21 protein-coding genes are annotated in these 14,296 nt (G+C 48.3%); 3 read left to right on the plus strand and 18 right to left on the minus strand.

The genetic code is table 11. The features are described from left to right. Positions 1 to 100: 100 nt before the first annotated feature. The 5 genes from DWX61_RS18475 to DWX61_RS18495 all read right to left on the minus strand — a co-directional run bounded on the left by DWX61_RS18475 (position 101) and on the right by DWX61_RS18495 (position 2,894). A complete protein-coding gene (locus DWX61_RS18475; RefSeq protein WP_117950399.1) occupies positions 101 to 466 on the minus strand; it encodes a hypothetical protein in 366 nt (121 codons plus the stop codon). Positions 467 to 543: 77 nt separating this feature from the next. Beyond that, positions 544 to 717 carry a transposon-encoded TnpW family protein gene (locus tag DWX61_RS18480; RefSeq protein ID WP_442327062.1) on the minus strand — a complete coding sequence of 58 codons (174 nt, stop codon included), beginning with the start codon at positions 715 to 717 and terminating at the stop codon, positions 544 to 546. A 64-nt stretch (positions 718 to 781) separates the two neighbouring features. Further along, a complete protein-coding gene (locus DWX61_RS18485; RefSeq protein ID WP_118203689.1) occupies positions 782 to 1,645 on the minus strand; it encodes an ATP-binding protein in 864 nt (287 codons plus the stop codon). Further along, a complete protein-coding gene (locus DWX61_RS18490) occupies positions 1,642 to 2,382 on the minus strand; it encodes a phage replisome organizer N-terminal domain-containing protein (protein ID WP_118209248.1) in 741 nt (246 codons plus the stop codon). The genes DWX61_RS18485 and DWX61_RS18490 overlap by 4 nt, the downstream gene beginning before the upstream one ends. 113 nt (positions 2,383 to 2,495) lie before the next feature. Then, positions 2,496 to 2,894 (minus strand): cysteine-rich VLP domain-containing protein, encoded by a 399-nt coding sequence (locus DWX61_RS18495; RefSeq protein WP_118209249.1) that lies wholly within the window; start codon positions 2,892 to 2,894, stop codon positions 2,496 to 2,498. A gap of 126 nt (positions 2,895 to 3,020) precedes the next feature. On the opposite strand from DWX61_RS18495, the gene DWX61_RS18500 reads away from it, so the two are divergent. Together DWX61_RS18500 and DWX61_RS18505 are read left to right on the plus strand one after the other, a co-directional pair. Then, positions 3,021 to 3,299, plus strand: coding sequence for a type II toxin-antitoxin system RelB/DinJ family antitoxin (locus DWX61_RS18500; protein ID WP_005924829.1), 279 nt, complete (start codon positions 3,021 to 3,023; stop codon positions 3,297 to 3,299). After that, a complete protein-coding gene (locus DWX61_RS18505; protein ID WP_118012927.1) occupies positions 3,296 to 3,586 on the plus strand; it encodes a type II toxin-antitoxin system YafQ family toxin in 291 nt (96 codons plus the stop codon). Before DWX61_RS18500 ends, DWX61_RS18505 begins: the two co-directional genes overlap by 4 nt. 77 nt (positions 3,587 to 3,663) lie before the next feature. On the opposite strand, the gene mobQ is transcribed toward DWX61_RS18505, so the two are convergent. From mobQ to DWX61_RS18555, 10 genes are all read right to left on the minus strand, one after another. Beyond that, positions 3,664 to 5,109 carry a MobQ family relaxase gene (gene mobQ, locus DWX61_RS18510; RefSeq protein ID WP_117949874.1) on the minus strand — a complete coding sequence of 482 codons (1,446 nt, stop codon included), beginning with the start codon at positions 5,107 to 5,109 and terminating at the stop codon, positions 3,664 to 3,666. Positions 5,110 to 5,296: 187 nt separating this feature from the next. Next, positions 5,297 to 5,587 (minus strand): DUF3847 domain-containing protein, encoded by a 291-nt coding sequence (locus DWX61_RS18515; protein ID WP_110102431.1) that lies wholly within the window; start codon positions 5,585 to 5,587, stop codon positions 5,297 to 5,299. Between the two features lie 28 nt (positions 5,588 to 5,615). Beyond that, complete coding sequence (locus tag DWX61_RS18520) at positions 5,616 to 6,077, minus strand: RNA polymerase sigma factor (protein ID WP_117949872.1); 462 nt, start codon at positions 6,075 to 6,077, stop codon at positions 5,616 to 5,618. A 10-nt stretch (positions 6,078 to 6,087) separates the two neighbouring features. Further along, positions 6,088 to 6,540, minus strand: coding sequence for an RNA polymerase subunit sigma-24 (locus tag DWX61_RS18525; RefSeq protein WP_117949870.1), 453 nt, complete (start codon positions 6,538 to 6,540; stop codon positions 6,088 to 6,090). Positions 6,541 to 6,643: 103 nt separating this feature from the next. Further along, positions 6,644 to 7,057, minus strand: a complete 414-nt coding sequence (locus DWX61_RS18530) for an RNA polymerase sigma factor (RefSeq protein WP_118012932.1) — start codon at positions 7,055 to 7,057, stop codon at positions 6,644 to 6,646. 458 nt (positions 7,058 to 7,515) lie between these two features. Next, on the minus strand, positions 7,516 to 8,430 hold the full coding sequence (locus tag DWX61_RS18535) for a sensor histidine kinase (protein WP_014081148.1): 915 nt from the start codon (positions 8,428 to 8,430) through the stop codon (positions 7,516 to 7,518). Between the two features lie 14 nt (positions 8,431 to 8,444). Further along, positions 8,445 to 9,251 carry an ABC transporter permease gene (locus DWX61_RS18540; protein WP_055057437.1) on the minus strand — a complete coding sequence of 269 codons (807 nt, stop codon included), beginning with the start codon at positions 9,249 to 9,251 and terminating at the stop codon, positions 8,445 to 8,447. Then, the gene (locus DWX61_RS18545) at positions 9,244 to 10,164 is read right to left on the minus strand and encodes an ATP-binding cassette domain-containing protein (protein WP_015533989.1); all 921 of its coding nucleotides are present in this window, start codon (positions 10,162 to 10,164) and stop codon (positions 9,244 to 9,246) included. The genes DWX61_RS18540 and DWX61_RS18545 overlap by 8 nt, the downstream gene beginning before the upstream one ends. Positions 10,165 to 10,248: 84 nt before the next feature. Then, complete coding sequence (locus DWX61_RS18550) at positions 10,249 to 10,914, minus strand: response regulator transcription factor (protein WP_014081151.1); 666 nt, start codon at positions 10,912 to 10,914, stop codon at positions 10,249 to 10,251. Then, positions 10,907 to 11,086 carry a helix-turn-helix domain-containing protein gene (locus DWX61_RS18555; RefSeq protein ID WP_117949865.1) on the minus strand — a complete coding sequence of 60 codons (180 nt, stop codon included), beginning with the start codon at positions 11,084 to 11,086 and terminating at the stop codon, positions 10,907 to 10,909. Before DWX61_RS18555 ends, DWX61_RS18550 begins: the two co-directional genes overlap by 8 nt. Positions 11,087 to 11,230: 144 nt before the next feature. Between DWX61_RS18555 and DWX61_RS18560 the strand changes: the two genes are divergently transcribed. Then, positions 11,231 to 11,599, plus strand: coding sequence for a helix-turn-helix transcriptional regulator (locus DWX61_RS18560; RefSeq protein ID WP_002596316.1), 369 nt, complete (start codon positions 11,231 to 11,233; stop codon positions 11,597 to 11,599). 27 nt (positions 11,600 to 11,626) lie between these two features. Here the strand turns inward: DWX61_RS18560 and DWX61_RS18565 are convergent, their stop codons facing one another. From DWX61_RS18565 to DWX61_RS18575, 3 genes are read right to left on the minus strand one after another with little or no spacing between them, the layout of a single operon-like run. Further along, positions 11,627 to 11,926: a hypothetical protein gene (locus tag DWX61_RS18565; RefSeq protein WP_117949863.1), complete on the minus strand. Its 300-nt coding sequence runs from the start codon at positions 11,924 to 11,926 to the stop codon at positions 11,627 to 11,629. 16 nt (positions 11,927 to 11,942) lie between these two features. Next, on the minus strand, positions 11,943 to 12,296 hold the full coding sequence (locus DWX61_RS18570) for a TnpV protein (RefSeq protein WP_117949861.1): 354 nt from the start codon (positions 12,294 to 12,296) through the stop codon (positions 11,943 to 11,945). 26 nt (positions 12,297 to 12,322) lie between these two features. After that, entirely contained in the window at positions 12,323 to 14,203 is a 1,881-nt protein-coding gene (locus DWX61_RS18575; RefSeq protein WP_118505233.1) for a recombinase family protein, read from the minus strand. Between the last annotated feature and the right edge of the window lie 93 nt (positions 14,204 to 14,296).

The following is a 14,296-nucleotide window of genomic DNA, read 5'->3' on the forward strand; positions in this document are numbered from 1 at the left end:
CCAGAGACAAATTGTCAAGGACTTTTTCATCAAATTCACAAAAAATCCACAAAAAAGGTGCCAGAAGCACCGTATGGCTCCTGACACCTCGTTTGATAGATTACATTTTTCCGTTCAGCAGGTCTTTGCAGAGATACGCATAGTCTGGCAGCTGGTTGATATATGGCTCCCAGCGCCGCTTGATTTCGGCCAATTCCAGCGGATCGGCTGCTTCCAGCGCGTGATCGTTGCCCGTCATATATAGAACATCCGAAGCTACATCGTCCAAACACCTGCCGCAGAGATCGGCGGCTGATTCGATTCTGATACCGGTATCCACATAGACTGGATTTACGCCAATCGTCAGCCAGACATAGCCCACCTTGTCCGACCAGAGCAGTTCAAAATCAGGGCTTTGCCGCAGATGTTCCGCAAAGACTTCCTTTACTCGCTCAATTTCATGTTTCTCTTTTTCTGTGTAAAGCATTTTCGTGTCCTCCTTGACAAAAATTTTGGTGCGTACCATCATCAGTTTAGCACAAGACGGCTTCGTTTATCAGTCTGTCACATCTGCTGAATTTCATTTTTGAGCATACGCTTGATTTTATCGCTCATGGTTTCTGTGCTGGTATTGCTGAAATGGACATGAACCTTGTAGGTTGTCTTTCCGATTTTCTTTACCATCGCCGGCGTGTTTTCCGGCGCTCTGGACGCAGTAGCGGCGTCTGCCGACTGCATAGTACGGGGTTCTTTGTTCATGGCGCTCCTTTCTCCGAACGGGTCTGTGCCGCTCGGTAAAAAATCAATCGTGCTTACTGTTTACAATGTCTTTTGCTGCCTGTCGGGTAGCACCGGCATTTTCTTCCCGGAAATTCTTCCCGTCAAAGAGAATCGGCGCACACCGTTCCAGAATACGGTCATAGATACGGGCGTGGGCCAGGTCGGGCGGGTTCTTGAGTTCGGCCAGCTTCAGGTTGGTGGTGATTATCATGGGTCTGCGGCTGCGGTAGCGGCTGTCAATGACAAAAAACATCTGCTCCATCGCATACTCGGTACTGCGCTCCACACCCAAATCGTCAATGATAAGCAGGTCGTACTCGTCAAAGCTGGCGATAAAGTCGGCCCTGTCCTCAGAGAACATCCCCGTCAGGCGGTTCAGGATGGTGGGAAAGTTCGTCATCAGCACCGGCACATCCCGGTCAAGCAGGGCGTTGGCGATACAACCGGCGAAAAAGGACTTGCCGGTTCCCACATCCCCAAACAACAGCAGGCCGGTGTTGTTCCTGTATGCCTCCTTCCAGTTCTCCACATAGGCGCGGGCCTTGCCCATCAGGGGATTTTGGCCGTTGTCATTGGAAAATGTGTAGTCGTACAGATAACGGTCTTGCAAGCCCTGTGCCTTTCGGCGTTTGATACGCTCCATGCGGCGCTGCCGTTCTTCAGCAGCCTTGCGCTGCTCCTCAGCCTCCCGCTGGCACTGGCAGATGCAGCGCGGCATAAAGTAGCCGGATTTCCCGAAGCATGGCACAACGGTCTGCCTCTGGCCGCCGCATTTCTTACAGTGAATGAGCCCGTCTGCCGGGTCTATGTACTCGTCCCCGGCCAGTTCCATACCGACGGCTGCCTTGTCGATCAGCGCCCGGATTTCTGCGGTAATCTCAATCATACAGTTTCATCCTCCTTTACGCTGTAATCCCGGTTGCGGGTGGGCGGGGCCGCCTTTTTCGCGTCCTCACTGGCCCAGCGCCGGATGGTCGCTGCATGGCTCTGATAACGCTTGCCGGTAGAAGCCATGTACTCGGACAGCTTTTCGATGTACTGGCCCCATACAGTGGGAAAGCTGGCCTGCAAGTCTGCCAGTTCTTCATCCGTCAGGAAAACATTCTGGTAACGGCCATAGGTGTGGGCGGGGTGTCCCTTCTCTATCTCTCTCTTTATCTCTATCTCTTTCTCTAACTCTATCTCTATCTCTATCTCTGGTGGATGAATGTCGGACAAATGTCCGCCGTTTGTCCGAGGCGCAGAAAGAGCCTTGTTTTGGAGTCTTGCAGCCCGCTTTCGCTCGGCCTCGGTAGAGGACTGGCCGATTAAAAGTTCGATGTTGCTCATGTAGAATGTGCCGCTGTCCAGCACTTCCACAAGACCCAGCTTCAAAAAGATCTGCAAGGCTCTCTCCACAGTGCCGATCTGCTGGCGGGTAATGGTGGCGATCATCTGCGCCGTGTAAGGAATGTCCTCGTCAAGTTGAAGCCGTCCGCCATGTTTCAGCGATTTCAGATACAGCTTGAGCAGAATGTTGGAATACAGCACACCATCCTGCATACTTTCCAGCAGCACGATGGAATCATCGTCAAAATAGTTTTCTTTGAGTTTCAGGTAATAATATTTTCGGTTGTCTGACATAGGGTTCCTCCTTGGGGTTTCTCTTGGGATTCTGTACGCATTTTATGGCCGTTTTAGGGGTCGGAGGATAAATCTATCAGCCTGCCTTTGACACCATCGAAAAAAGCCTTGATTTACAAGGGTTTTTCAGCCCCTAAAGCGTGACATTTCTCCCGTTGTTTCCGCTTGCGCTTTGCGGCGTTGATCCGCTTCATGCGAGTGGAACATTCCGGGCAGTATTTGGCCCTGTTAGAACCGGGGGTAAACAGCGCCCCGCATACGGCGCATTTCTTCGCATTCAGCCGGTGGAACAGCGCCGTTTCCAGTTCCTTATCCTGCGGCAATACCGCCGTCCGAAACCACCTGCACAACAGGGAGTAGGAAATAGACTGGACACAGACACATTCCTCCCCATCGTCCAGGGCGATACAATTTCCGTCGATGTAGTTGCAGCACTCATGCACCAGCCTCCGCGCTCTGCGGTACTGGCGGTAATCCATGACGGGGATAGGTTCAGTCTTGTCGTTCTTCATAAATGATTTCTCTCACAAAGCAGGTAACCTCCTTGAATGAATTTATTATTAAATATTCGTGCAAAGTATTGTTTTCTTCGTGCAAAAGGCATATACTATAATTGCCAGCAGAAAGGGGTTGATCGTATGGCTGGAAATACCACAAACATCAGTATCCGCATGGACGCAGATTTGAAAGCACAGGCGGACGCACTGTTTACTGAACTTGGCATGAACCTGACTACGGCGTTTAACATCTTTGTGCGCCAGTCGCTTCGTGAAGGCGGCATTCCCTTTGAAGTAAGGCTGGAACAGCCGAACAAAGAAACGGTTGCTGCCATGCTGGAAGCGGAAAGGATTGCAAAAGACCCGTCTGTAAAGGGCTATAATGACCTTGACGAGTTGTTTGCTGACCTGAAAAGATGAAAGAAACCAAATATACCGTCAAGTACACGACCAGTTTCAAAAAGGACTACAAACGAGCCATCAAGCGTGGCTTGAAGATCGAGCTGCTGGAGCAGGTCGTAGCGTTGCTGGCAATGGGCGAACCGCTGCCAGATAAAAACCGTGACCATGACCTGTCCGGCGATTGGGCAGGCCATCGGGAATGTCATATTCTCCCGGACTGGCTGCTCATTTACCGTATCGAGGATGATGTGCTGGTGCTGACGCTGGCCCGCACCGGCACACACAGCGACTTGTTCGGCAAATAAACAGTCTGCCGCCGTATGGGGAAACCTGTACGGCGGTTTTTCTGTGTGCAAAAGTATGTCGTGAAACGCGGTAGCCCTTACCGCTCCGGCTCCCGGTCGTGAGACTTGTCCTGTTCCTGTCTGGACAGCTGCTCGGCGGTTTTGCGGAGCCGTTCCACTGCTTTCAAATCCTCCCGCATGGATTTCATGGCAAGCGTGTCCGTCTGCTTTCCAGCGGCCAGCTGGTCAATTTCCCGCTGCCATGCCTTTGGGGTGATTGCCTCGCCGCTGTCTTTCAGTTCTTTCAGATACCGGGTCGCTGCGTCATACAGAATCAGTTCCCGGCTGTGGCGCTGTTCAAACTGTTCCCGTTTTTCCGGCTTTACTTTGGCAAGCTGCTTGTGGATGGACTTGTACTGGTTGTACTGTTCCCACATCTCCCCGCGCTCGGTAAGGGTGGCGATCCGGCGCTCGGCCTTGACGATTTTTCCCCGCAGGTCATAGTAGCGGGTGTTCATATCTGCTATTTTTTCATGGAGCTGCTGCATGGACTGGATGCCGTTTGCCTGCAAAAAGCTGAACAGGGCGGCGCTCTCCTGCAAAGCTCGGATTTTGCCGGTGCGGGTGTCAGGCTGCTTGAGCTGCTGTTGGGCCTCCCACAAGTCAATCATGCTGGGCTGCTGGCCCTCCGGCTTTTCGGCTTCGGCCTTAGACCAGTTGTAAAGGCGGGTAATGCGGGCCTTGATTTCCTTGAGCAGCTTGTTGTCGGCGGCGATCTGCCGGTTTACTTCGCTCTTGTCGGTGCGGATGCCGCGCTTTTCCATTTGGCTGGCGGCTGGCCCCAGATGGACAGAGGGAATCTTATCAATGCCCTGCCGCTTGTAGCTGCGATGGTCAATGCGTTCCGGTCTGCCGGCAGATTCCAGCGCCCGATTGGTGTAGGCCGCCCACGCTGCCCGCCAAATCTCCACATTTCCTTTATCGTTCCAATCGGTTGTATCCTCACGATGATTTTTCCAGCCGCCTTTCCCATCCGGGATACGCTGTCCATTCTCGTCCAGATCGTATGCCTTGCGGCACTTTGCGCCCCACTGCCCATTTTCTTTCAGAGGCCGGAGCGTCAGCATGATATGGACATGAGGGTTGCCGGTTCCCTTGTCATGGATAGCAAAGTCGGCGCACATTCCTTTGTCTACAAAGTTGTCCTTCACATAGGCGCGCACAAGGGCAAGCTGCTGTTCACCGGACAGTTCACGGGGCAGGGCTGCTTCGATCTCGCGGGCAAGCTGGCTGTCCCTGGCTTTCTCGATCTGCTCCACACTGTTCCAAAGGGTGGAGCGGTCTGCAAATTCCGGCGGGGCGTGGGCGGGCAGCATGATCTCCGCATGGACAACGCCGCCCTTGCGGGTGTAATCGTGGGTAAGGCCGTCCCATTCATTCGTCAGCTTTGTTCCGCTGCGGTAGGCGGCTGCGGCAACAGCGGAACGGCCTGCGCTGCGCTTGATAATGCTGACGGGGATATGACAGAAATCTATGGGTGGCACCTCCTTTCGGTAAGGGGTATTCAGGCTCCGTGGAGCCGGACAGACGCGAAGCGGGTGTCTGGCTGCGCGGGGCGCACAAGGGGTTTGGGGAGTGTAGCGCCCCATCGCGCTCGGAGAGCGCAACAGCCCCCGGCAGGGCGCACGACACCGGCAACGGTGTATAAGTGCGCCCTTGTAAACAAGGGACTTACGGCTTGTCCCCGGATTTCGGCAGTTTTGCGGCCAGTTCTTCCGCCCCCGGAAGATGGGACAGGGCAATCAGGAACGCTTTGACCTCTACGCCGGGAAGGTCGGGGGCCAGAGGGAAAATGCCCTCCAAAACGGCCCCACGCTCAATCAGGCGGCGGGTGCGAACCCTGCGTTCTTCATTCCGCTGCTTGTTCTCCAAAATCTTCTTTCGGTTTTCAAGCTGCCGAATCTCCTTCAGGACTTTCTCCCGTTCTTCTTTTTGGGGGTGGGCTGTAATTTTTTCGTTCATGTCAGGCACCTCTTTTCTTTGAAAATACTCATAGATTGACCGTCCATTTCTGTCGAGCAAAGTACCGGCGCAGCCTCCGCAGTGCGGCATGGATGGATTTTCCCGCCTGTGATGGCGTGATACCCTCCATTGCGGCAATATCTTTCACTTTCATATCCAGAATATAGCGGGCGTGAACACGGCGAGCCTGCATAGGCGGCAGGGAGGAAATGGCTTCATACAATCGCCGTATCAGTTCTTCGTATTCGGCTAATTCTTCTTTTTCTATCAGGTAGTCCTCCGGCGATGGCTGCGCCCAGCCGATGGCGGCATTTTCGATTCCATCGTTACAATCGAGGGAATAAAACGCCTTATACCGGAACATCCTGCGATCTCTGGTGGCCTCGGCTCTCTTGTCCAGAAGAAACGTTTCGACGATCTCATCGGACACCTCCACAAAAATGTCCTCTTTGCAAAATGGATAATATTGTTTGAGATTGATGGTCTGCATAGGCACGCCCTCACTCTGTTTGAAAAAGGTCATCATAGCAGCGGCGCATATTCCGCAGCCCCCGGTGGATGGCAACGCTGACCTTGCTGCTGTGGACGCCCTCTATCCGAGAGATTTCCGGCTGCTTGATACCAGCAATGTAGTAGGCGTGAACACGGCGGGCCTGTGTCGGAGTGGCATGAGCCAGAGCCACCGGCAGAGCTGCAATCAGGTATAGGCGGGTGGTCATTTCTTCTCGTTCCAGCAAAATATCTTCCGGCGATCTGCTGTGTTCCAGTGCGTAATTTTCCAGCCAGCTGTATGCGTCCAGAGAGTAGTAGGCGCGGTGGTAGACTTTCCGACGCTCATAGTTCTCCATCTCCCGCTTGGCCTGATACATCGCTGCCCATACCTCGTCCGTAACATCCACAAACTCGTCATGCCGGTAGTGGGGATACATCCACCGCAGATTGATTGTTTTCATAGGCTTACCTCCTGAAAATCGGAGAGGCGGACAGCTCGTCCGCTGTCCGCCCCTCGCTGAGATAAGGGAAATAATCCCTTTCACTTGGTAGCCAGAAAACAGGTCATTCGTTAAGCCTGTTCTCAAAGAAATTTATAAATTTTTTTCTGACCGCCTCCACACTTTGATAAACAGCCACTTTGGAGCAGCCGCACAGCACACCGATCTCTGCAAGGCTCAGCCCGTCAAGCGCATAGAGCAGGAACCGGCGGCGCTGGGCCTCGGTACAGGTGTCCAGAACAGCCATCAGCTCATGCAGCGTTTCCATGCGGCAAAGGTATTCCTCCGGCGTTTCGCCGTAGACCCCTACACCCTCGGTGGTAATGATGTACTCGTCAAACTCCCGGCCATCCCAATGCCGCCGCTGTTCATGGAACAGATTCTCCGTTTTATGATCGGCCTGGTCAAGAAATTCATAGACTTCCAGCGTGACCTCCACGGCCACAGCTTGTCCGTTATAATTGATGGTAACTTCCATCTGCCTTTCCTCCATTCAGATTTTTTGGGTAAATCTGCATGGGGCGGCGGGGAGCGGCACCGGGGATAAAGTTCGGGCCATGCTGACCCGATGTTCCGGCTCCACAGGGACAAAAAAGCGCCCGGACGGCATAAAGCCATACGAGCGTAATAGAGTATATTTTGCTGTTTAGTTACATGGTATAGTGCATACTTCTGACCGCATTGCTCCGCTGCTGGGAACAGGCTTTTTTTAGCTGGTGCAGGTCATGGGTACTGTGAAAAAAGGCAAGCATAGACACGGCGGCAATCCTCCTATATGCCGCCGTGGATTTACACGGTGTTAGGGTCGTCGTAGACTTGCCGATAGGCAAAAAGAAGCGGCGGCTCTGAAAATCAAAGCCGCCGTAATTTAGAAATGGCGCGTGAAAATACCTCTGCTTTGCGACGGCTTTTTTTCTTTTGCCGTCGTCCGGCAGATTATTTCTTTATGAGTAAGGGCGAAAAATCAATCGTAATCATAAAATTATGGTCATGTATTTCAATTATTGGATTTGTACAATTCATCATAAGTAATAGCTTTTTCACAATGTAAAGTCCTTGTCCAGACGTACCATTACTTCTTGAAACATCTGCTACATAAAAGCGTTCCAACAGTTTTGAATATTCTTCTGTAGGAATAGATGCAACAGGATTTTTAATACAGAGTTGTACAGAATCTGCGATATTAATTAGTTGAATTACAACATTATTTGTAGTGGATGTTACCGCATTGAATATAAGATTTTGTATAATGCGAATACACGCCTTTCTGTCAGCATTAAGATAGATGTCCATATTAGGTATTTCTATTTGGGGTTCAATTCCATTAACGCTGAAAATCGAATAATTGTCTAGCAGGATTTCAGTAAGCAATGAGCATAGCTCAACCTTTTCATAGTAAAATGGATATTGTCCTGCTTCTAAAAGAGAGATTTGATAAAAGTCATCTATGAGACGTTCTAATCTCAATGCTTTTCCGGATAATGCTGAAATATATTCCGCTCTTTTTTCATCAGGCGCACTTGATAGAAGTTGCAAATATCCGCGAATGGAAGTTAGTGGTGTCCGTAAATCATGAGAAAGGCAAGAAATATTCTCTTTTAATTCATTCTCCTTTTTTTGAATTTCGCCCAGATAAATATTATCTTTTGATACAATCTGATTTATGATTTCAACCAAATGCTCTAACCGCCTATCAGATAAAGACACTGTAACTAACTTTTTCGTTTTTCTATTCAGAATAGCATTTAGTTGGACGATTACTTTATATATCTGTATTTTCCAGTTAATTAAAGAAATTGAAAGGATAATGACCAATGCTATCAGAACAAGAAACATAATCGCCCAACCCATATTCTACCTCCCTTTTACTTGATTTCTTTTCTAATCATAATAAGACCGCCAACAATCAAAAGAGAAATGCACCCTATGAAATAGAATGGTAAATGCTCAATAATACCCATTGTGCGACAAGAGCTGAAATTCATCCAATAGTACATAGGATTTCCATATACAAAAAATTTTAAGGGTATTGAAACCGTCTCCATATCACTCCATAGCATTAAGTAAACAGACGCTCCACTGAATACATATAAGCAGCAAATCCCTGTTACAATCCCTGTATTTTGAATAACGACACATAAAAAAATAGAAATGCTTTCTAATGCTAATAAAACCGTTCCGCAAGCAAGAGCCCATCCCAAAAGGTTTATTACTTCACTCGCAGTTGGAATGTAACCGGATTGTATGATTTCAATAACGAAAAATGTAGCTACAAAAATCAGATACGTTATCAGAGACACCACCAATATTGTAATCGCTTTGGTGTAGTAGAGAATAGTTCGTTTAGTGCCGTATGCAACAGATAATTTGATTGTACCCGTATTATATTCTTTTGTAAAAAATATGGTTGCAAATAAAATGCCAATAATCCAGAAAAAGGCTGTATATGCAAGAGATGAGCGGGCAACAGTTTGAAACGTTGGTATTTCACTAGATAGATAACACTTAGCTTGAAATCCGATTACACTTTCTGTTCCATCTCCGGCTCCAAAAAAAGTCATGTCACCAAGTGCAAAAGAGACCATTATAACCGCCGCACATACGCCTAATATAGTTATCAATATCTTTGAGTGACGCAATTTATAAAATTCAGCTTTAAAATGGTTAATCATTTTGGCACCCTCCTATCAAATTAGTGTAATAAGTTTCAAGACTATCTCCAGATTGTGCTAACTGATAAATCGTAATGTTATTTGCACTTAGCAACGCTGATACTTTTCCGGCATTTTCAACATAATCATATAGATGAATACTTTTGTCTGGCATAACAGAAAAATTTGAAGTATTCAGTTTGCTTTCCAATAAAACACTAGCAGCAGCTACATCATTCACTTGCAACAACAGATGCTTTTTGCAGCGTTTGTCTAACTCTGTAGCGGTAATTTCCTGTAAAAGTTTCCCCTCATGTAAGATACCATATCTATTTGCTAATTGATGAAGTTCCGTGAGAATGTGACTTGAAATCAAAATAGTGATTCCACGTTCTTTATTTAGTCTTTTGAGTAAGTTTCTTAATTCGATAATTCCAGTAGGGTCTAGTCCGTTAATTGGTTCATCTAGTACGAGAAATTCAGGATTCCCAAGCAAAGCGATTGCGAGAGCTAGTCTCTGCCGCATACCCAAAGAGAAATCTTTTGCTTTTTTCTTTCCGGTATCTTTCAAACCAACTAATGCTAAAGCATTATCAATGCAACCTTTTCCTGGAATACCGCGTTGCAAACGTTGTACCTCCAAATTTTCATAGGCTGTCATATCAAGATAAAGAGAAGGGCTCTCAATAATACAGCCAATGCGCTCACGCTGCTTTGCAAGTTTCTTATTGCTTTCACCGAATAAAGCAATTTTGCCAGTAGTAGGTTCTGCCAGTCCGGTTAGTAAACGAATCATTGTTGTTTTACCGGCACCGTTTTCTCCGATAAACCCATAAATATCTCCTTGCATTACAGACATAGATACTTGATTTAGGGCTAGTGTATTGCGATACTTTTTTGTGATGTTGATAGCTTCAAAAACTGTTACGTTCATTTTTTCACAGCTCCTTTCTTGTTATTTAGTATCGCAGACAATTCCTTGAATAATCTAAAGGTAAAGCTAAAGATTATCTAAAGCTCACTTTGCAAATCGGTAACCCAAGCCCCATATGGTCTTAATTCGGCAGCCTTCGCCCTTTAATTTTTTTCGTAAGTTACTTATATGTGTGTTAATGACATCATTATCCCTTGCAAATGGTTCTTGCCAAATACTTTCATAAAGATTTTGCTTAGAAAAAACTTTATCAGGATATTTCGCCAGTAGTTCTACAAGTTGATACTCTTTTGCTGTAAGCACAATAATTTCGTCTGCAACAGTAACTATCTTTGAAGATGTATTAATGGAAAGTTCTCCAAAGGTCAAACAAAGATTGGGAGTATCTTTTTGACTTCTTAGCAAATTGCGTTCAATTCGCGCTAGTAATTCGTCCAAATCAAACGGCTTTGTTAAATAGTCATCAGCACCCAAGCGTAGCAGTTCGACTTTGTTGAATGTTAAACTTTTTGCAGAAACAACAATTACAGGTACGTCTGAAAATTTTCTGATATTTCTAATTAACTCATCTCCACTGATAAAAGGAAGCATTAAATCTAAAATAATTAAATCTGGGGATAATTCTTTTATACGTTCAATCGCATTTGCACCAGTAAGTGTGAAGAAGACTTGATAATTGTACTTTTCCAGATGGTCTTTTATCATAACGCAAATTTCTTTATCATCTTCGATAATTAAAACATTATTCATGTTGAAACTCCTTTCTGCGTCTATCAGTCGGCTTTTCCGCGTCCTTTGGGATCAGCCAAACACCAGCCATATTCACAGCGCCAGGGATACGCCCACCAGCGCAATAATAATTTGCACTACGAGGTGTCACGCCCCACTTTTCGGCGGCCTCTTTCAATGTCATATAGTCCATTTCGCACCTCCACAGAGTACATTATAGTTCTCTTTTTCGAACAATGCAAGAAACGGGATATGAATTATAAACTTCAACTAACCTGCATACAGTGACATTCCACAGGCGAAGTATGAATTATACAATGTAACAGGGTGATATTATATGGCGAAAGTTGAAGATTGTCCCGGTTTTGAAACCTTCGGCGCAGATGTCAAAGCCGCACGAGAGGCAAAGCGTCTGGCACGAAAAACATTGGCGGAAATGGTTGGGATTGAATGGCGGTATCTTGCCAACATTGAGAATCAAGGTGCAATTCCGAGCCTGCCTGTGATGATCCAATTGATTAAGATCTGCGGACTTCCCGTGGAACGGTATTTTAACCCGGAGATCATGCGGGAAGAAAGCGAACAGCGGCAACGGGTCAGCCACAAGCTGAAACTCTGCCCTGAAGAATACCTGCCGATTATCGAAGGTGCCATAGACGGGGCGCTCAAAATGGAACAGACTGCGAAGCAGAAGGAGGACGCATAATCGCGGCCTCCTTCTGGCATTTCTATATCAAGGTTCCCGGCACTTTTCCAAAAGTTCCTGACACCTCTGCTGGATTTCTCTGGTTTCTGTCACAGTCAGTTCACGCTCGTTTCCGGTAATTTTATCTTCCAGAAAGTTGGCGTATGTACCCAGCAAAGCGTTCCGTAAATCCTCTGGGGTTTTCTGTATCTCGGCGCTATACCAGTCATTCCGGTGGGGTTCCCATGCCATCAATGTATAACCGTGGCTGGTCTGAACCACCTCATACAGAGGGTCATCATCCAGATATGCCTGAAACACTTCCAGAACCTTTTCAAAGGTCAGCATTTCCCACACCTCCCATTCAGCTGCAAATCAGTTCCCTGAGTAAAATTTCCTCAATCTGTGCCGTTAATGTGTTCATCAGCCCCACCCAGCGCATGGGGTCACGGGCTTTCAGTTCCTCGGTGACGCCCGCCGCCTCCATCATGCGGGGCAGCATGGCGTCCATCCGCTCCCGCGCCGCCCGATCAATCTCCAACAGGTGCGGGTACAGCTTTTCGCTCAAAATCAAGCTGCTATAAAGGCCGGGCCGGTGTTCCTTCAGGTAGCGTTGCCGCATACGGCCATACTTGCCGATGGGGGCCTCCGGCTGCTCGGAAAGTTTCAGATCAGGGATGTAGTAATCTCCGCAGCGGGTGTAAGTCAATTCGCTCATGTTCATTCTCCTTTGCACTGTAATGGTTAAACTGTGGCACTGGCCGATACGGTGGCCTTGCGCGGCTCCTGCCTGGGTAACTGGCTGACGGTGGTAAAAATGCCCTTCTCCATGTCCTCGGCCCGGATTGTGGCCTTTGCTGCCTCCACCTGGGCCTTGCGTTTGGCGTTGTAGCGTTTTTCCCATTCCTTCTGCTTGCCGTTGGCCTTGCGGCGTAAGTAGTTCTGGTGAAGCCTGTCCTTGCGTTCCTCCTTCTTCCGCAGTTCTTCTTGTTCTTCCGGGGTCAGTGGAACCGGCTGCAAGGCGGGCGGGATATACCGGCCCACAAAATTGAAGTAGATTTCAACCTCCTGCGTAGTGTCCTGGCTGCCTTTTCGGGCGCGTTCGTGGACAAGGATTTTCTCTACAAACTCGTTGAGCATGGTGTTTGTCAGCGTGTCAAAATTCTCGTACTTATCAATCAGGGCTATAAATTTCTCCGCTGATTTCTGGCTCTGCTCATAGCCGGTAACAGCCTTTTCCAACTCCGCAATTTCAATCTCAAGTGCATCCTGCTCTTTGGCATACTGTGCATCAAGCGCCTTATATCGTGCATCCGGCAGCTTGCCGAGGGCGTTGTCCTCATAGATTTTGCAAATCAGTTTTTCCAGTTCTCCGGCTCTCTTTTGGGCAGCAGCCAGACGCCTGCGCTTTTTCGATATATCGGCACTCTGTTGAGCAACCTGCGTCTCCTGAACAGTGTGAATAAATTCCGTCCGGTCATTTCTCGAATATTCAGCGATAGCCCGGAGCGTGTCGGAAACCAATGTCAGGACAGCACTCTCATTGATACGGTGTTGTGTAGGGCATAGTGTCCCACACGGAACTTTGGTATAATTGGAACAGGTATATTGAGAAACCCGCTTGCCATTGTTGGTGCGGTGGACATACATCTTGCCGCCGCAATCGGCACAATAGAGCAAGCCTGTGAGGGGAGCCGCTTCGCCCCAGCCGTTTGGATAACGCCGTACATTGCTGCGGATTTTCTGCGCCAAATCAAAGGTCTGCTGGTCGATAATGGCTTCATGGGTATTCTCAAAGATCGTCCATTCGTCCTCAGAAACATAGTGGCTTTTCTTGTCCTTAAAGTGCTTGCGGGTCTTGAAATTGATGGTATGCCCTAAATACTCTCGTTTTTTCAAAATGTTCACGATGGTAGATGATCCCCATCCATATGGGTCTTTGATCGGCTTTGAACGGTTCACACCCTCGTTGAAGCGGGCAAGGTGTACGACAGGAATTTCAATCCGGTCTGTGGATAATTTGCAGGCGATCTGGTAAGGCCCATATCCCTCCAGCGTGAGGGAGAATATACGGCGTACCACTTCGGCAGCTTCCTCATCTACCAGCCAATGCTCCCGTTTTTCGTCCCATAAGTAGCCGTAAATCACAGTGCCGGTCAGGTGCTTGCCACTCATGCCTTTTGACTTAAACACAGAGCGGATTTTCCGGCTGGTATCACGGGCGTAAAATTCATTCATAATGTTACGGAAGGGCGTAAAATCGTCATCGCCTTTCAGACTGTCCACACCGTCGTTGATGGCGATCAGCCGGACGCCGCGCTGCCGCAAAATCTCCATGACCTGGCCGACTTTCAGATAATCGCGCCCCAGGCGGCTCATGTCTTTGATAACAATGGCCTCCACCCGTCCGGCCTCGACTTCCTCCATCATCGCCAGAAATCCGGGGCGGTCAAAACGGGTGCCGGAGATACCATCATCGGTAAAGTGCGTAGGGTTGGGCAGCCCGTTCCGGCGGGCAAAATCCTCTAACATCTGCTTTTGGTTGGATATGGAATTGCTCTCGCCCTGTAACTCATCGTCCCGGCTCAGGCGCTCGTACAGTGGGGTAATTTTTTCATTTCTCATGGCTGTACCTCCTGAAACAAAAATGCTCTAAGTGATTGCTTCACTAACCATGACAAAATCATGATTAAGAAGTCACTTAGAGCATATATCACC

Origin of the sequence: Ruminococcus sp. AF20-12LB, from assembly GCF_003478985.1 — a bacterium.
In the GTDB taxonomy this organism is placed as follows: Bacteria; Bacillota; Clostridia; order Lachnospirales; family Lachnospiraceae; genus Blautia_A.